The sequence below is a fragment of the Flindersiella endophytica genome, from assembly GCF_054779015.1.
Genome location: NZ_BAAGYY010000027.1, coordinates 284,201 through 302,909 on the forward strand (window position 1 = coordinate 284,201; position 18,709 = coordinate 302,909).

The window sequence follows — 18,709 nt, forward strand, 5'->3', positions numbered from 1 at the left end:
ATTGTGTGCTCTGGGCCAAAGTCGCTAACGCAGCCGCTGCAGCGCGAGATTGAGCTCGACGACGTTCACGCCGGGCTCACCAAGGAATCCCAGCGACCTGCCGTCGGTGTTCTCCCGGATCAGCTTGCGTACTGTCGCCGGGTCGAGGCCCCGGGCCTCAGCGACTCGGTTGACCTGGATCTCGGCGTACGCCGGCGAGATGTGCGGGTCCAGCCCGGAACCACTTGCGGTCACCGCGTCCGCCGGAACGTCCGACTCGGGCACGCCGTTCTCCTTGGCGATCTGGGCCTTGCGTTCCTGGGTCGCCTTGATCAGCTCGGGGTTGTTGGGACCAAGGTTGCTGCCCGAGCTGGACAGCCCGTCGTAGCCGTCCTGGCCCGCGGCCGAGGGCCGCGAGTGGAACCACCGCGGCCCAAGGAAGTTCTGTCCGATCAGGTTCGAGCCGACCACCTGGCCGTCCCGTTCTATCAGCGACCCGTTCGCCTGGTCGGCGAAGGCAACCTGCCCGATCCCCCAGACCGCGAGGGGATACAGCAGCCCGGTGATGACGGTCATGGCCAGCAGAGCCAGCAGCCCAGTGCGTAGTTGACGAATCATGCTCATGAGAGGTTTACCCGATTCCCGGAATCAACGAGATCACGAGGTCGATGAGTTTGATGCCGACGAACGGCACAATCACGCCGCCCAGCCCGTAGATCAGCAGGTTGCGGCGTAGCAGCGCCGACGCGGACGTGGGCTTGTACCGCACGCCGCGAAGGGCAATTGGGATCAGCGCGATGATGACGAGTGCGTTGAAGACGACCGCGGACAGGATCGCGGAGGTCGGGCTCGACAACTCCATGAGGTTGAGCTTGCCCAGGCCTGGATAGACGGCGGCGAACATCGCCGGGATGATCGCGAAGTACTTGGCGACGTCGTTGGCGATCGAGAACGTTGTCAGCGCGCCGCGGGTGATCAGCAGCTGCTTGCCGATCTCGACGATCTCGATCAGCTTGGTGGGGTTGGAGTCGAGGTCGACCATGTTGCCGGCCTCTTTCGCCGCCGGCGTACCGGTGTTCATCGCCACCCCCACGTCGGCGGCAGCCAAAGCGGGGGCGTCGTTGGTGCCGTCGCCGGTCATCGCGACCAACTTGCCGCCCTCCTGCTCCTTACGGATCAGAGCCATCTTGTCCTCGGGCTTGGCTTCGGCGAGGAAGTCGTCGACACCGGCCTCGTCCGCGATCGCCTTGGCCGTAAGCGGGTTGTCGCCGGTGATCATCACCGTACGGATGCCCATCGCGCGCAGCTCGTCGAACCGTTCCCGCATGCCCTCCTTGACGATGTCCTTCAGGTGGATCACGCCGAGCACCCTTGCCTGGCCGTCCCGGCTTTCGGCGACCACCAGTGGGGTTCCGCCTACGCTGGAGATCTCGTCGACCACAGCGGCGGTCTCGGCCGGAACGACGCCCTGATGGCTCTGCACCCAGCCGACGATCGTGCTGGCCGCACCTTTGCGGATCTCGTGCTCGCCGGGCAGATCGATCCCGCTCATCCGCGTCTCGGCGGAGAACGGGACGCTCACCGCGTCGTACACTTCGCGACCGCGCAAGCCGTACTCCTGCTTGGCCAGCACCACCACCGAACGCCCCTCCGGCGTCTCGTCCGCGAGGCTTGCCAACTGAGCGGCGTCTGCGACCTGCTCAACCGTCGCGTCGCCTACCGGGATGAACGCGACTGCCTGCCGGGCGCCGAGCGTGATCGTGCCGGTCTTGTCCAGCAGCAGCGTGGACACGTCGCCCGCGGCCTCGACCGCCCGGCCGGACATCGCCAGCACGTTGCGCTGGACCAGCCGGTCCATGCCGGCGATGCCGATCGCCGACAGCAGCGCGCCGATCGTGGTCGGGATCAGGCAGACCAGCAACGCGACCAGCACGAGCACCGACTGTTCCTGGCCGGAGTAGGCGGCCAGCGGCTGCAGCGTGACGACGGCGAGCAGGAAGATGACCGTGAGGCTGGACAGCAGGATGTTGAGCGCGATCTCGTTCGGCGTCTTCTGCCGGCCGGCGCCCTCGACCAGCGCGATCATCTTGTCGATGAACGTCTCGCCGGGCTCGCTGGTGATGCGGACGACGATCCGGTCCGACAGCACCTTCGTACCACCGGTCACCGACGAACGGTCACCACCGGACTCGCGGATCACCGGGGCCGACTCGCCGGTGATCGCCGACTCGTCGACCGTCGCGACGCCGTCGATCACCTCGCCGTCACCGGGGATGATGTCGCCGGCCTCGGCGACCACCAGATCGCCTTTGCGCAGCTTGGTCGCGGCCACCCGGGTCTCTTCGTGGCCGTCGATGTCGGTGACCTTGCGTGCCTCGGTCTCGGTCTTGGCCCGGCGCAGCGTGTCGGCCTGCGCCTTGCCCCGGCCCTCGGCCACCGCCTCCGCGAGGTTGGCGAACACCACCGTCAACCACAGCCAGACAACGGTGAGCCACCCGAACAGGCTCGAGTCGACGGCGGTGAACGCCGTGGCCAGGGCCGCACCGAGCTCGACCACGAACATGACCGGGTTGCGTACCGTCGCACGCGGGTCGAGCTTGCGGAACGCCGTCGGCAGCGACCTCACCAGCTGTTTGGGATCGAACAGCCCCGCACCGACCCGATGCGGCTGCACGGGGTGTTTCGCTTCGTCCGGGACCGCCGGAGCCTGGGTTTGGGTAACGGTCACTGGAGTCCCTCCGCGAGCGGACCGAGAGCGAGCGCCGGGAAGAACGTCAACCCGGCGACGATGATCGTGACGCCTACGAGCATTCCCGCGTACAGCGTCGAAGAGGTGCGCAGCGTGCCGGCCGTCTCCGGTACGGGCTTCTGCTTGGCGAGCGAGCCCGCCAGCGCGAGTGCGAGCACGATCGGAACGAACCGGCCGAACAGCATGCAGAGGCCGAGCGCGACGTTGTAGAAGTCGGTGCCCGCCGACAGGCCGGCGAACGCCGAACCGTTGTTGTTGCTCGCGGAGGCGAACGCGTACAGCACCTCCGACAGGCCGTGCGCGTCCGGGTTGAGGATCGACGAACGCCCTTGCTGCGTTGCGAGTGCGACTCCGGTGCCGATCAGCACGAGTGCCGGCACGGACAGGATGTAGAGCGCGACCAGCTTCATCTCGCGGCCGCCGATCTTCTTGCCCAGATACTCCGGTGTCCGCCCGACCATCAGGCCCGCGACGAACACCGTGAGGACGGCGAGGACGAGCATGCCGTACAAGCCCGCCCCGACACCGCCGGGCGCGACCTCACCGAGCAGCATGCCGAGGATCGTCACTCCCCCGCCGAGCGCGGTGTAGGAGTCGTGCATCGAGTCGACCGAACCCGTCGACGTCAACGTCGTCGACACCGCGAACAACGGCGAGCCGGAGACGCCGAACCGCGTCTCCTTGCCCTCCATCGCGGCACCGGCGAGCTGTGGCGCGGTACCGGGGTGGGCCATCTCGGCCGCGTAGATCGCGACCGTGAAGCCGACCCAGATCACCGCCATCGCACCCAGGATCGCGTACCCCTGCTTGAGGCTGCCCACCATCCGGCCGAACGTCACCGGCATCGAGAACGGGATCACCAGCAGCAGGAAGATCTCGAAGATGTTCGTGAACCCGCTCGGATTCTCGAACGGGTGCGAGGAGTTCGCGTTGAACGGGCCACCACCGTTGGTACCCAGATCCTTGATCGCCTCCTGGCTGGCGATGTTGCCGCCCGGCAGCTGCTGCGTGCCACCCAGCAGCGTGTGCACCTCGGTGGGCGCGTTCAGGTTCTGGATCACCCCGTTGGCCAGCAGGATGATCGCGGCCACGAACGCCAGCGGCAGCAGAATCCGCAGCGTCCCGCGCACCAGGTCGACCCAGAAGTTGCCCAGCTCCTGCATCTGACTGCGGATCAGCCCGCGGACCAGGGCGACGGCAACGGCCATGCCGACCGCGGCCGAGACGAAGTTCTGCACGGTGAGCCCGGCCATCTGCGTGAGGTGGCTCATCGTGGACTCACCGGAATACCACTGCCAGTTCGTGTTGGTCACGAACGACACGGCCGTGTTGAACGCTCCCGCCGGCGGCACCGGCCGCATCTCCAGGTTCCACGGCAGCCACGTCTGCACGCGCATCATGACGTAAAGGAAGAGAACCGACACCAGCGAGAACGCCACCACGCCGGCCGCGTAGCCGCTCCAGCGTTGCTCGGAATCGGGGTTCACCCGCAGGAGCTTGTAGAGCCCACGCTCCACTGCCAAGTGCTTCTTGCTTGTGTAGACCCGGGCCATGTACTCACCCAGCGGACGATGCACCACTGCCAGCAGCACAACGAGGAACGCGACCTGTACGAAGGCCGCGAGACCAGGACTCATCTCTAGAATTTCTCCGGTCGAATCAGGGTGTAAATCAGATAGGCCACCAGGGCGACGGCCACGATCAGGCCGACGACGTTCTCGGCGCTCACAGCCTGGCCACTCCCTTGACCAAAGCGGCGACGAGCGCGAACGACACGATCGTCAGCAGGACGAACAGCACATCAGCCACGCTGAAACTCCTCGGAAGCACTTGGTTGGTCGCCGAGCTGATTGACCACGAACCCGGTCGCGAACGCCCAGCCCAAGGCGCCAACGACCAGCGCGGCCGGCGGCGTGGATCGTATGCGGCAGGTCGATGCGAAGATCACGCTGAACCCCACAGCGATCGACATCCAGGCAGGCACGACGGTACGAGCATCGGTCAACACATCAGTCAGTCAAGCGCCGTCCCTCACCGCTGCAAAGAGCCCTTTACGGCCCCTTAGCGCCGCTGCGGCAAACCTTGACGGCTCCTTAACGGGCTGCCTCCGAAGTACGCCCAGCCGAACCGGAGCGCGGTCAGCAGAAGCACCTACTCCTGGTCGTCCAGATCGTCGTCGGCACGATCGCCGCGATCCTGGCGGCAGTCATCATCGCCCTGTTCGTTCGCTGAACCGATCCCCTCGAGCTTCGCCGCAGCCCGCTGCCGTAGCTGACGCACCGGCTGCGGGAGGCCAGTGGTGTTTGGGCTCCTGGGATTTCTTCAGAAACTATTGAAACTTCTGAGTGGCCTATGTTGAGTTGGCAGGCGTGAGCGAACTGCAGGAGTACGTGGAGGAGATCGGCCTGTACTTCGCCGGCGTCAGGCTCCCCCGCATGCCGGGCCGGATCCTGGGCTGGTTGCTGGTGTGCGATCCACCCCATCAGTCGGCCGAGGAGTTGGCTGCCGCACTGCAGGTCAGCAGCGGCTCGATCAGCGTGCATGCCAGTACGGCCATGGAAACAACCAGCCATCCGCGCTTGCGCACCGATCCCCTCCACACCCTAATAGCTCGCCTTGTCAGCGGATAGCTCGCCACGGCAACCGCCCATTGCCGATGGACAGGTTCCATCGATCCCGGCGGGATCGATGGAGTTTCGTGTGGCCGCTCCGTACCCGTGGTGGCCGAGACTGGACTCGCAGCTAGGTGCTTTGCGTGGGTTCGCGCGTGTGTTTGTCCGTCTTCAGCATCTTTTCAGTGGGCTCGAGCTCTGTCAGCAAAGGCTTGACGGACAAACATCAGCGGCCGTAAAGATGTTGTGCGCTTCTGTTCGTCGTGAGGATCCGGCCGGTGTGGCCGGTGGTGCGGCGGGCGGTGGCGGATGAGTCAGGGGCGGTTATCAGGGAGGGGCGCGAGGTGTCTTCTCGTCGGTGGAGTGTGTCTGTTTTCACTGGATCGCGGCGTCGCGTGCTGGTCTCGCGGGCTTGGCTTGCGTGGTTGCGGCGAGCGCGTTCGGTGCTGGTTGTGGTGCTGGTGGCGTGTCTTCTGGCTGGGGTTTCGGCTGTGGTGTCGGCCGCGCCGGAGGGTCGTCGGGCGGAGGCTGCGACGGGTCCGTTGGAGTTCGTGCCGCTGCCTCGGATGCAGCAGCTGCAGGCGTTGACGTTGGGTGCGGGCCAGACGGCGGCGGACGTACCGGTATGGAATGCCGGTAACGCGAATGTGCCGTCGACTGCTCGGGCTGTGTTGCTGGATGTGACGGTGTCGAATGCGTCGGCGTCGACGTTTGTGACGTTGTGGCCGTCGGGCACGAAGCCGTCTACGTCGAATGTGAACGCGCCGGCGGGCACGACGGTGCAGAACACCGCGGTGGTGGAGTTGTCGGCTACGGGCTCGATCCAGGTGTTCAACAACGCTGGCACCGCGACGATCGGTTTGTATGTGCAGGGCTATTTCGTCGATGACGGTGCGGGCGCGTCGGGCGGGTTTGTGCCGGTGGAGCCGGATCGGTTGCTGGACACGAGGAAGTCGACGCAGATCCCGGCGGGCGGCTCGCTGGACGTCAAGATCGCGGATACGGCTGGGGTTCCGGCGGACGCGTCGTCGGTGTTTGTGAACGTGATGGTGGTGAGCCCGGATGGTTCGGGCTCGGTGGGGATCTTCAAGCGTGGTGTGACGCCGATCGGTGCGGGTCCGGTGTTCTTCGCGGGGGCGACGACGGCGCAGGCGGTGAATGTCGCGCCGGATGTGGATGGTTTCGCGACGGTGCAGAATTTCTCGACCACCGTCGCGATCGACGTGGTTGTGGACGTGCAGGGCTATTTCACCGGCGCCGGGGAGTCGGGTGGGGCGTTCACCCCGACGACGACACGGATCCTGGACACCCGCACCACGGGCGGGCAGATCCAGGCGGGCACGGTGCGCACCGTGGACGTCGCCGGTGTGGCCGGCCTGCCCGCGGACGGCATCGGTGCGGTGTTCGCCAACGTGATCACGGTGGCGCCGCAGGCGCGTGGCGGCCTGCATGTGTGGAACCCGGACGAGCCGGAACCGACGATCGACAACGTCCGGTACCCGGGCGGGGTCAGCAGCTCGGCACTGCTGGCGACGAAGGTGTCGGCCGACGGGAAGGTCGCGATCGGCAACCGGGGTGCGTATCCGGTGCAAGTGGTGATCGATATCCAGGGGTGGTTCACCGGCACCGGCTCAGCGGTGAAGAGCGAGGGCGGTGAGTACCGGGCGTTGCAGCCGGTCCGGATCGTCGACACCCGTAACGGCCTGGGCGGCTACCAGGGAACGATCGGCGCCGGAGCGTCGAAGTCGTTCAAGGTCACCGGCGTCGCGGGCCCGGGGGTTCCGGCCAGTGGGGTGTCAGCGGTCGCGGTGACGGTGACCGCCACTGACGCGTCGGCGGACTCCCTTGTGACGGTGTGGCCGACCGGTCAGCCGAGACCGAGCGCCGCGCAGTTGAGCGTGACCCAGGGCAAAGCCGTGGCGAACACGGTGATCGCGAAGGTCGGCGCGGGTGGCCAGGTCGATGTCTACAACGCCACCGGTGCGTTGAATGTGATTGTCGACGTGCAGGGCTATTTCACCGACACTACTGTGACACCGGGTGGTGGCACGTTCGTTGCGACCGACGCGACCCGGATCTACGACACTCGCAGCGGGCTGGGCGGCAACAGCAACCCGTTGACCGGTGGGCAGATCCGTGACGTTCAGGTCGCCGGGCAGGGCGGGGTCCCGGCCACGGGTGTGTCGGCGGTCGCGGTGAACGTGACCGTCACCGACCCGACGACCGCTGCCGGGGTGCAGGTGTTCCCCGCCGGTGGTGTGCAGCCGGGGATCTCGAGCCTGCAAACCCAGGCGGGACGGAACATGTCGGCGCTGGTGCAGGTGAAGCTCGGCACCGGGACCGCGGCCGGCAAGATCAGTGTGTTCGCCAACTCCGGGCAGATGGCCCTGATCGTCGACGTCGCCGGATACTACTTGGACAACACGCAGTCCGGCCGCGACCTGTTCGTCCCGATCAACCCGCAACGCATCTACACTTCGACCACCGACTGGACCTCGGGAGCCACGCAGGCCATCAAGGTCGCCGGCGCGAAAAACAGTAGTGGTGACGTCGTGGTGCCGGCCACCGGCGCTACGGCAGTCGTCCTGTCGGTAACCGCCACCGACCCGGACGCGGCCGGATTCCTGACGGTGTGGCCGGCCGCCTCCGGGGCGCGCCCAGGCGTGTCGACGATGAGCTACGCGAGTGTCGACGCGGCGATGTCGGCCACGGTGATCACCAAGCTCGGGCCGGACGGTTATGTGAACGTCTATGTCAACGGCGGCACACCCGGCATCCGCGTCGATGTCCAGGGGTATTACCAGGCACCGAAGCTGCCGCCGGTGGTGCTCGCGGAACCGACCCTGATTCATGCGACTGGGCCGGACCTGTCGTGGTCGGTCTACGACGACCCCAGCAATACCAGTGATTTCGACGATCTGGTGGAGTACCAGGTGCACCGTGGCACCACAGCGGACTTCACTCCGTCGGCGGCGACGCTGCTGGCGCCGGTCGAGGCGGGCGTCACCAACTTCACCGATACGACCGCGACCCCGACACCGGCCAATGATCCGAACCCGACCGGTGCGGTCTACTTCTACCGGGTCGTCGTGAAGACCAAGGGCGGGCAGCTGACCTCCTCGGCGCCGCTGCGGGTGGCCCTGCCCAAGGCCGGCCAGGCGATCCGCGTTCTCCAGGGCCCGCAGGCTGGTTCTGGGGCCACCGACACGACGTTGACGGCCAACCAGCCCGCAGCCGGGCATGACGTGCTGGACGGTCAGCAGCAATTGATGGTGGGCAACGAGTCCACCACGTATGGCCGGTCGCGTGCGCTGCTGCGGTTCGACACGTCTGCGATCCCGGCGGGCGCGATCATCACCGGCGCGGAGTTGAGCCTGTTCACCGTCGGGGCGTCCGACGCGGCCGGCGCGACCTACCAGGTACACGCACTGACTGGTGCGTTCACCGAGTCGGCTACCTGGAACACCAGCAACGGGACCACGGCCTGGACCACAGCCGGCGGCGACTACACCGCAACCCCCGCGGCCTCCGCGACGGGTGTGGCCGAGAACCCGCCGGCCTGGCAGTCCTGGCAGATCCGCGACGCCGTACGGGCGTGGCAGGCCACCCCGTCTAGCAACCACGGCCTGCTGGTGAAACTCGCGAACGAGACCACACCGATCGAAGGTACGAGATTCGCTTCGTCAGAGTCCGGCGGGTCTTCGGCGGGGTTGGCGCCGAAGCTGGCGGTCACCTATCTCGAGCAGTCCACCAGTTCGGCCTACTACGCGCCTTACACGCCGTCGCGAATGATTCCCGGTGACACCTACACCGTGGATGTGACGGTGTCCAACCCCACCGGCGCGAGCCTGCCGTCGGCGGACTGGGTGCTGTCGTATCGGTGGCGGCTGCCGGACGGCACCGACGTCACCACCGCCGGGAACCAGGTGCAGACACCGCTGCCTGGCACGCTCGTCTCCGGTGGCACGGTCACGGTGCCGGCGCAGGTGAAGACACCGATCCAATCCGACGCGGGGAACAAGCGCACCGAGTACGTGCTGGGCTGGGAGCTGTTCAACAAGACCACCGGGAAGTGGCTGTCAGAAACCGCCACCCAGATCACCGCACTGCAGCAGTCCGTGGCGGTGGAGGACCCGACATCGAACCAGCTCGGGTTGGAGAAGTTCTACTCCTACACCGGCCAGGACACTGGCGCCGGCTCGGCCGTCCTTACCAATATGGCTGCGGGGAACGCGGTGTGGTCCTACGACGTGTTCTCCAACCCCTCCAGGGGTTTGGCGACGTTCCTGCGGCTGGCCTACAACTCCCAAGACACCTCCGACAGCGGCGCGGGGTTCGGGTGGTCGCTGCAACCGTCGTCGCCGACCCGGCTGGGTACGCCGCTGGACTTCCACCCCAATCCCAACCCGACCACGGTGACGTTGACGGATGGGGACGGCACCAGCCACACCTTCACCAAGAACGCCACCAGCGGGGTGTGGGAGGCGCCGGCGGGTGTGCACATGTTCCTCCAAGAACTCGTCGACTGTGCAGGTGGTCCCGGCGGCCCGGTGGAGGATGATCGGGCGTGGTTGATGACGCGACCGGACCGCACGCAGTTCTTCTACGACTGCGACGGCTACCTGTCAGCGATCGTGGACAACAACGGCAACCTGGCCGCGTTCACCTACGAACAGCGGCAGTCCGCCAACAAGCCGACCAAGTTCCTGAAGACCATCACCGACCCGGTAGGGCGGACCACGCTGACCCTCGACTACTTCGAGAAGGGTGAGTCCTACACCTGGATCGACGGTGCGGGCACCGAGCAGTCGGGCAGCAACCTGACCGACCCGGACATCATCGACCACGTTCAGACGGTGACCGACATCTCCGGCCGCGCGGTGAGTTTCACCTACAGCGACAAGGGTCTGCTGGCCCAGTTGGTCGATGGTGCCGGTGATCCGCTGGCCAAGACGTTCGGGTTCGGTTACGACGCCACGCAGGGCAACAAGAACGTCAAGCTCGTCTCGGTGGTCGACCCGCGGGGCAACGACACCCGGCTGGGCTACTACGACCGGCCCGAGGACGACCCGACGTTCAAATGGTGGGCGAAGACCGTTACCGACCGGCTCGACCACGCCACGAGCGTCGCGTACACGGATCCTGATGGTTCGGGAGGGTCGCAGATCCAGGCCGTTGTCGAGGACGCCGAGCAGCATGACTCGACGTACCTGCACGACGGGTTCGGCCTGCCTGTCCAGACGACCAACGCCAGGAATCAGGTGACGAAGTTCGGGTGGGACGCCGACAACAACCTCACCCGGCTCGAGGAGGCTGCCAATCCCACCGACCGAGCTGTCACGACGTGGACCTACGACCAGCTGACCGGGTATCCGACCGAGCAGAAGGACGCCAAGGCCAACGCCAACGGTACTTCTGGCACGTCGTTCGCCTATCAGCGGTCCCTGGACGGGCACATCGCCGAGCTGACAGGGAAAACGTCACCGGAAGGACGGTCGTGGGTGTTCGGCTACACCCCCGAGGGTGACCTGGCCTCGGTCACCGACCCCGCCGGTATCGCCAGCCCGGAGGTCGGCGATTACACCACCCGCTACGGCTACAACGAGCTCGGCGAGCTCCTGGTCGCCACCGACGCCAACGGGCACGCGACCAACTACAGCCCCTACGACGTCACCGGCTACCCGCTGACCATCACCGACCCGCTGGGCAACGAAACCAGCTTCGTCTACAACCGGCGCGGTGGGGTGAACAAGGTCACCGACGCCTACGGCAAGAACACGTTGCAGGAGTACGACCTGTTCCTGCGACCCGGTAAGCACACCGAGCCCAAGGACCAGGCAGCCGGGCAGCTGATCGTCACCCCGGCGCCGGTCTACGACGCAGGCGACAACATCACCCAGGCCACCGCCCCCAACGGCGCCGTGTCCACCGCCGTCTACGACGCCGCTGACCGGGTCACGTCCTCGACGATGCCGAAGGACAACACCGATGGGCCGGCCCGCACCACCGCCTACACCTACGACAACGTGGGCAACCTGAAGACGGTGACCGAGCCGAAAGGCACCCTCACCACCGGTGTGCCCGACGACTACACCACCAGCTACGACTACGACGAGATCTACCAACTCACCTCGGCCACCGACGCCGACGGCGGTCTGACCACCTACGGCTACGACAACGTAGGCAACCTCACGCTGGTCGTCGATCCGCGTAAGAACGCCACCCCCGACCCGGCCGACTACACGACCACCTACGCCTACAACGTCGTGCACCAGCCGACCACCGTCACCGATGCGGCCGGGAAGACCGTCAAGACCGGCTACGACAACGACGGGCTGGTCACCTCCACCACCGACGCCGAGAACAACATCACCACGTATGTGCTGGACGACCGCGGCAAGGTGTCGGAGGTGCGGGTGCCGCACAAACCCGACGCCGGGTCGGGTGTCATCCAGAACACCACCCGGTATACCTACGACCAGGTAGGCAACACCGTCAAGGTCACCTCCCCGCGAGGCGTCGCTACGACTGGTGTGGCGAACGACTTCGTGGCGGAGACGGTCTACGACGAGCTGAACCGCGTCAAGAAGCAGCTGACACCGTTCAACCCGAGCGACCCCACGTACAACACGGCCAACGAAACCGTCTACAGCTACGACAACGTGGGCCGGCTCGCCAAGGTGTCGGCGCCGCCGTCGCAGAGTCAGACGGTACGCAACGACATCACTTTCTCCTATTTCGACAACGGTTGGACCAAGAGCTCCGCGGACGCGTGGGACATCACCACCGCCTATGACTACAACCCGCTCGGGCAGCAGATCTCTCGCACGCTGACGCCCGGCGGAAGCAGCGGCGATGACGCCGACCGCACGATGGGCTGGTCCTACTACCCCGACGGCAAACTCGCCGCCCGCAGCGATGACGGTGTGCCGGCCGGCGTGCAGGTCGTCCTCGCCGACAACTCCGACACCCCCAACACCACCGTCACCGGAACCTGGGCCACCGGCAGCACGGCGTCGGAGAAGTACGGCCCGGACTACCGCACCCACACCGCCGGAGCTGGCACCGACACGTTCACCTGGAAACTGCGGATCCCCCAGGACGGCACCTACCAGGTGTATGTGCGCTACCCCCAGGTCACCGGCGCCGCCACCGCCGCGTCGTACACCGTTACTCACGCCGGCGGTAACACCGCCAAGACGGTCAACCAGACCACCAACACCGGCCAATGGGTGTCGCTTGGCTCGTACACCTTCACCGAAGCGTCGACTGGGCAGAAGGTGTCGCTGGCGCAGAACACCGGCGGCGTGGTCGCCGCGGACGCGATCAAACTCGTCCGCGACAACACCGGTGATGCCGACAGCGAGAAGATCGACTTCTCCTACGCCTACGACCCCAACGGCAACCTCACCAACCTTGCCGATACCAGCCCGTCCGCGGTCATCGACGCCTACACCGTCACCTACACCGAACTCAACCAGCCCGACGTCGTGACCGAGAAGGCCGGCACCACCACCCGGCACACCACCAACCTCGACTACGACCCCAACGGCAACCTCGCCCAGCGTGTCCACGACGGCAAGACCGTCACCTACGACTACGACGGACGTGACCTGCTGTCCAAGGTGACCGACCCGAAGATCACCGCCTACACCTACACCGCGCGCGGGCAGCGGCTGCTGGAGACCAAGCCCAACGGCAACACCGTCGACTACACCTACTACCTCGACGGGCGGCTGCACACCCAGACCGAGAAGAAGCCCGGCGGTGCCGTCGTCGCCTCCCACGTCCTGTCGTGGGATCCCAACGGCAACCGCGCCGAAGACATCGCGGCCAAGATGAACGCCGACAACCACGCCGCGACTCTCAACACCACCAGCACCTACACCTACGACCCCCTCGACCGCATCGCCCAAGTCACCAAGACCGGCACCGGCGCCGGGGTCGAGACCTACACCCACGACGCGAACAACAACGTCGTCTCCCAGACCGTCGACGGCACCACCACCAGCTACACCTACGACCGCAACCGGCTCCAAGCCGCCACCGTGGCCGGGTCGTCGACCGCCGCCTACAACTACGACCCCTACGGCCGCCTCGACACCGTCACCGGCACCGCCGGTGGCACCGACCAGGTGCTCGAGGCGTACCGGTACGACGGCTTCGACCGCATCACCACCCACCGCAAACTCACCGGCACCGGCACTACCGCCAAAACCTCCTACGTCTACGATCCGCTCGACCGCACCACATCCAAAACCACCAACGCCGGCACCCCGGACGCGAAAACCGCCAGCTACGACTACCTCGGCCTATCCGAGCAGTTGCTGACCGAGTTGAACGCCGCAGGTGAAGCGGTCAAGTCCTACAGCTACGACGCCTACGGCCAACGCCTCTACCAAACCACCCACGACCCCGACGGCACCAACCCCGACGAAGACACCTACTACTCCTACACCCCCCACACCGACGTCGAAACCCTCACCAACGCCGCCGGCGACACCAAAGCCACCTACGGCTACACCGCCTACGGCAACAACGACGACGACCAGTTCACCGGCATCGACAAACCCGACGCGCAGGATCCGACCAAAGAGCCGTACAACCCCTACCGCTACACCGCCAAACGCTACGACCCCACCAGCGGCACCTACGACATGGGCTTCCGCGACTACAGCCCAAACCTCAACCGCTTCCTCACCCGCGACACCTACAACGGCGCCCTCAACGACCTCAACCTCACCACCAACCCCTACACCGGCAACCGCTACAACCTCGCCGCCGGCAACCCCATCACCCGCATCGAACTCGACGGCCATTACGCCATCGACGAAAGCGGTGCCCCGCTTCCACCGGCCTCCGCAAGGACGGCGTCTGACGGCGGCGACATCGTGCTGCCGGGGAACCGGTATTACACAGAGACCTACACCGAGAATGTGGAGGTAACGAGAACTACAACGGTGCATGTCAACCAAGGTGTCGTGAAGGCTGCATTGTCCTTTGCCGCCGTCGCCCCCTTGGCGGACGGCCCTTTCCCAGCAGGGGACGCGGCTGCGATCGGGGCGGTGCTGGTGGCCGGGTTCGCGGCTCTCGCGGCTATAGAGGCCGGTACGACCACGACAGTCGAGAAGGTGGAGCGGACCAGGCTCCGCGAACGGCCGTTGACATACGTGACGTACACGAAGGAGGACCCGGTCACAGGCGAGATCTATGCCGGCCGAACACGTGGCTACGGGACCCCGCAGCAGATCGTGGCGGCGCGCGACCGTGGCCATGTCGACCTCAAGAAGCGGGGATTCCTACCTGCAGAGGTGGACCGATCACTGAACGCAAGCATGCTCTACCACGCCCGGTCGGCAGATCCCGCCTATCACGCGATCCGTGGCCGCGAGCAGCAACTCATCGACGCCGCTGGCGGCGCGATCAGCGACGCACGACGCAAGGGAGCGTCCACAAACTCGGCCAACAACATCCGCGGAGTCAGCCCGTACAACCCGATGGGTTGGCTGTACCATCAGGCGGCGTCGGCTGCGTTCGGACAGATCGCTCCATACACCGGCTACTTCAGGTAGGGAAATGCAACGCAGGAAGCGCAAGGGCCAACCGGGCGACATCGTACGGATCGACATAGGCGACGACCAGCACGCCTACGGCGTGTTACTCGCCGACCCCCATGTGGCGGTCTATGACATCCTCACCAAGGACGGATCGGAGGTGGAACCGATCGAACTACTCGGCCGATCGATACTATTCATCGCCGCAGTCTATGACGACGCTATCGGCAGGGACTGGCCGATCGTGGGCAGAGTGCCCACAGACAGCCACTTACCAGCAGTGCCTGAGGAGTTCACACAGGACCGGTACAACCCGCAGAGCTGCCAGATCATCGACGCTGACGGCAACATCCGGCCCGCAACACCGCAGGAGTGCGTGGGGCTGGAACGAGCTGCGGTATGGGAGCCGGAGCATGTGGTCGGACGGATCCAAGACCACTATGCCGGCCGCCCAAACTTCATCGTAGAGCGCTTCAGGGTGAAGCTCTGAACAGTTCCCGACGGCGCCATTGGCTAGATTCGGCAACAGCGCAGCTGGCTCGCTGCGTCCTCGACGGTGAGCAAGGGAGGAACGTATCGGTGCCTGGGGCGTCGGCCCGTTCGACAACGACGATGCTGGCGACTTCCTCGCCGACCTGGAAGAAACCGACCCTGGCGAACGCGTCAACCTCCTCAGACAGACACTCACCAATGTCGCCGACCAAGAGGACTACCTGGATATCTCCGACGGCCAGATCGCCGTCGCTGCGGCGACCGTACTGGTCCTACAGCTGCGCCCTGCCGCCTTCCCGCCCTCAGCCGATGTGCCGACGTTCCTCGCCGAAAGCCCTAGGCTTGAGGTTACGCCTGACCTAGCCGCGCTCGCAGTACGAGCTCTGGACCGGGCGATGGGACAGCGATCAGAGTGGCGCAGCGAATGGGAAGAGGCCGGAGAATGGCCGACCATTGTCGAAGTCACCACCCATATGCGCGACGCTCTCTCACGCTAACAAGCATTAGGTTCGGTCGGCAGTCGCCCCGGACGCGTGACGTCAGCCTGGACGGCCTCGTACGGTCAGCGCGACCTGCCGTCTCACACAGCCATGAGTCATCCAACTCGATTGCACCGACACAGAGTTGAGTGCGGAGACCGGCGGCAGCTATCATCTTGAGACCTACGGACAGCGATTGGCCCGAGGTAACGCGAAGAGTCATGAATGTCCCCGGTGACCTTTACTCAATATCTGCTTGCGGCGCTTCGCCCTGAGCACTCGGACCACCCTCGTCAGGGAGGGCGTCACATGACTTGAAGCGCTCGACGAGCACGGCAGGCCATAGCCAGGTCACGGCGTACTCGGCAACTCCTCGGCCACCGAATAGGGACTATCGCCCAAGGTTGAGCCAGCTGCAGGAAGACCACGCTGGCGGGGAGGTCCGCCCGCTTGAGCTTGAGCCTCACGCGGGCGTGGGTGAGTCCGCTACCCGTTGTCGGCGGCTTCGATGTAGTAGGCGATGTCGGGCTGGAACTGGATGCCGAGAATGGCGGCCACGCGATCGCGGTTGGCTGCGGAGACTTCGTAGGACCCGGCGTACATCTGTTCGTCGTCGCCGTAGTCGAAGAGGGGACGCAGCTCTGTCATCTTGTCCTCAGGGAACTCCTGGGAGAACACGAGCTCATCATCCTTGTCGAAACCGACGATCTCACGTACTACGGCCATCTCTGTTCCTGCTCACCTCTATGGTTCGACCTTGCGATTCGGGTCGGCTTCCTTGGTCTGCTTGCCGTTCGTATCGTACTCACCCTGGTGCCGGCCGCGCCTGTCGTACTTCTCGAACGTGCCGTGCTGGCTGTCCCACTCGTAGATGTTCCCATCCTCGTCCTTCCAGCGTTTCCGCGTACCACCGCCGCCCTGGACAGGGGTCTTGCCGCGGGCACGTTTAGCGCCGGGGAACGGGGTGGTGCTGGGTGCCGGATGGTACTTCTGGCCCTTCGGCGGCTGGCCTTGCCGGGTCGGCGGCGCCTTGTCTCCGGCTTTGGGAACCGACTCCTCGGCACGCCGCCCGATCTTGGAGCCCAGACTCTTGGCGGCCTTCTTTGCGCGCTTCTTTCCCTTACCCAACGAGGGCCTCCAGCGCCTGGTCGATGAGAAAGTCGATCGCTAGGCCAACGGCGTATTTGGCGGCAGGGATAATGAGCAGCGACGCGCCGAACGTTTCCGGCGCCGCAGCGATCGCTTCGGCGATGGTGATGGCCAGCATGACCAGCTGGGCGATGACCAGAATCTTGAGGAGGAGTACAGCGGCCGCGCAGATCAGGATGACCGTACCGACGAAGGAGACGCCTTCGGCATCCTTGCGCAGGATGTCCATCGCCTCACCAGACTTGGCCCAGCTCTCCTTGAACTTGTCGATCGCCTTGTCGTCGTTGTTGTTCCAGACGCTCTCGGCGGCCTTCTGCGCCTGTTCGGCTGCATCGTTGAGCTTGTCCTGGAAGTCCTGCCACTTCTGTCCGATCTCCATCATGCGGACTTCGTCGGCGTCCGGCCAGGTGTAGCCGAGTATGTCGAGCAAGCTGATCGCCCAGTCGGGAAGGACCATGCCTTGCGCCATGTCACTCACCCGGCCATACGTCGTTGACGATCCTGGCGTTCGCGTCCTCGATCTGGTCGTAGTTGTCAGCCATGATCTTCAGCGTCTCGGCGTACCAGTGGAGCCCGTCGACGACCGACTCCAACGCCTCGATCAGAACGACCTCGGCCTCGTCCAGACCGGATCCGATCACCTGACCGACCATCTCCGCCTCACCAGCGGCCTCCCCGACCCCGTAGACGTCGCCCAGGAACGCGTCGAACTCGTCATCCAGGCGGTCGGCGGTCTTCTCCAGTTCCTTGGCGGAGTCTCGGATCTTGTCCGGGCTGACGTTGGCCATCAGGACTACCGCCTCCGATCCAGCCGAGCCATCGCCTCGTGCACCGCACCAAACAGGTTCCGCGCGGCATCCAGCGATTCGGTCTGCATCCGCTCGAAGTCTTCCTGCACCTGCTGGACGTTGTAGCCACCCGCCTCGGCCGCGGCCTTGGTCCGCAGGTCTTCGAGCGCCGCGTTGACCGCGGTCGCCAGCGCGTCACAAACGGCCTCCGAGCCATCCCGCATGACCCGAGGATCCATCTCGAGTTTCTCCACCTGGCCAGGGCTCACAACGACGGCATGCACCCGGCCATCCAGCGCTGTCCCCTCGCCCGCAAGCGGCTCGGCACCCCCCGGGCTGCCGGACCGCAAACCCTCGAACATCCGCCGAGTCTCCGACAGCACCGCGTCAACCGACGTCGACGACAAGTTCTCCGCCACTGGGCTCCCCCTCGCACGAACGGAAACGGATGCGCACCATTGGAATCGGCGTGCTCGCACCCTCACCAACGGTCACATTGCACGCTACCAGTTCCCGACTAACGCGGGAGGGTGCGAGTTCCGCCTGTGGAAAACGTCGGAGCCGCCGCTGGGGATGTCACATCCCAGGTCACACACGCACTTACCAAGGGTGTGACGATCTACTACCTCACCGGTCCCCGGGGACGACAGACTGAACATAACTCCTGGTCCAGCGTCGAAGACGTGGCCATGGTCGTGTCGTTCGTCTGTGCCGGCCCGTTCGCTGTCACCGATCAGAGCGGCCAACACCTGGGCGAGTGGCGCCACGGTTGCTGGCATCCGGCCTCCGGCTGACCACGGCGTACACGGCGTACACGGCGTACACGGCGTACACGGCGTACACGGCGTACACGGCGTACACGGCGTACACGGCGTACACGGCGTACACGGCGTACACGGCGTACACG

The 18,709-nt window shown here is 65.6% G+C and carries 13 protein-coding genes; 4 read left to right on the plus strand and 9 right to left on the minus strand.

Going from position 1 to position 18,709, the window contains the following annotated elements; genetic code table 11:
* Positions 1-24 precede the first annotated feature (24 nt).
* From kdpC to kdpF, 4 genes are read right to left on the minus strand one after another with little or no spacing between them, the layout of a single operon-like run.
* Positions 25-603, minus strand: coding sequence for a potassium-transporting ATPase subunit C (gene kdpC / locus ACYVF6_RS33655; protein WP_460527158.1), 579 nt, complete (start codon positions 601-603; stop codon positions 25-27).
* 7 nt (positions 604-610) lie between these two features.
* Positions 611-2,653, minus strand: a complete 2,043-nt coding sequence (gene kdpB / locus ACYVF6_RS33660) for a potassium-transporting ATPase subunit KdpB (RefSeq protein WP_460527211.1) — start codon at positions 2,651-2,653, stop codon at positions 611-613.
* 50 nt (positions 2,654-2,703) lie between these two features.
* A complete protein-coding gene (gene kdpA, locus ACYVF6_RS33665) occupies positions 2,704-4,365 on the minus strand; it encodes a potassium-transporting ATPase subunit KdpA (RefSeq protein ID WP_460527161.1) in 1,662 nt (553 codons plus the stop codon).
* A 2-nt stretch (positions 4,366-4,367) separates the two neighbouring features.
* The gene (gene kdpF / locus ACYVF6_RS33670; RefSeq protein ID WP_460527163.1) at positions 4,368-4,457 is read right to left on the minus strand and encodes a K(+)-transporting ATPase subunit F; all 90 of its coding nucleotides are present in this window, start codon (positions 4,455-4,457) and stop codon (positions 4,368-4,370) included.
* A 640-nt stretch (positions 4,458-5,097) separates the two neighbouring features.
* Here kdpF and ACYVF6_RS33675 point away from each other — a divergent pair.
* From ACYVF6_RS33675 to ACYVF6_RS33690, 4 genes are all read left to right on the plus strand, one after another.
* Positions 5,098-5,358, plus strand: coding sequence for a hypothetical protein (locus tag ACYVF6_RS33675; protein WP_460527165.1), 261 nt, complete (start codon positions 5,098-5,100; stop codon positions 5,356-5,358).
* A 662-nt stretch (positions 5,359-6,020) separates the two neighbouring features.
* Positions 6,021-14,912 (plus strand): golvesin C-terminal-like domain-containing protein, encoded by an 8,892-nt coding sequence (locus ACYVF6_RS33680; protein WP_460527167.1) that lies wholly within the window; start codon positions 6,021-6,023, stop codon positions 14,910-14,912.
* 4 nt (positions 14,913-14,916) lie between these two features.
* Positions 14,917-15,384, plus strand: a complete 468-nt coding sequence (locus tag ACYVF6_RS33685) for an Imm26 family immunity protein (RefSeq protein WP_460527169.1) — start codon at positions 14,917-14,919, stop codon at positions 15,382-15,384.
* Positions 15,385-15,469: 85 nt separating this feature from the next.
* Complete coding sequence (locus ACYVF6_RS33690) at positions 15,470-15,883, plus strand: DUF4259 domain-containing protein (protein WP_460527213.1); 414 nt, start codon at positions 15,470-15,472, stop codon at positions 15,881-15,883.
* A gap of 468 nt (positions 15,884-16,351) precedes the next feature.
* Here ACYVF6_RS33690 and ACYVF6_RS33695 read toward each other — a convergent pair whose 3' ends face one another.
* From ACYVF6_RS33695 to ACYVF6_RS33715, 5 genes are read right to left on the minus strand one after another with little or no spacing between them, the layout of a single operon-like run.
* Entirely contained in the window at positions 16,352-16,591 is a 240-nt protein-coding gene (locus ACYVF6_RS33695) for a DUF7683 domain-containing protein (protein ID WP_460527170.1), read from the minus strand.
* 18 nt (positions 16,592-16,609) lie between these two features.
* Positions 16,610-16,993, minus strand: a complete 384-nt coding sequence (locus ACYVF6_RS33700) for a colicin E3/pyocin S6 family cytotoxin (protein ID WP_460527172.1) — start codon at positions 16,991-16,993, stop codon at positions 16,610-16,612.
* Positions 16,986-17,483, minus strand: a complete 498-nt coding sequence (locus tag ACYVF6_RS33705) for a WXG100-like domain-containing protein (protein ID WP_460527174.1) — start codon at positions 17,481-17,483, stop codon at positions 16,986-16,988. The genes ACYVF6_RS33700 and ACYVF6_RS33705 overlap by 8 nt, the downstream gene beginning before the upstream one ends.
* Position 17,484: 1 nt before the next feature.
* A complete protein-coding gene (locus ACYVF6_RS33710) occupies positions 17,485-17,802 on the minus strand; it encodes a WXG100 family type VII secretion target (RefSeq protein WP_460527175.1) in 318 nt (105 codons plus the stop codon).
* Positions 17,803-17,807: 5 nt separating this feature from the next.
* Positions 17,808-18,221 (minus strand): YbaB/EbfC family nucleoid-associated protein, encoded by a 414-nt coding sequence (locus ACYVF6_RS33715; protein WP_460527176.1) that lies wholly within the window; start codon positions 18,219-18,221, stop codon positions 17,808-17,810.
* Between the last annotated feature and the right edge of the window lie 488 nt (positions 18,222-18,709).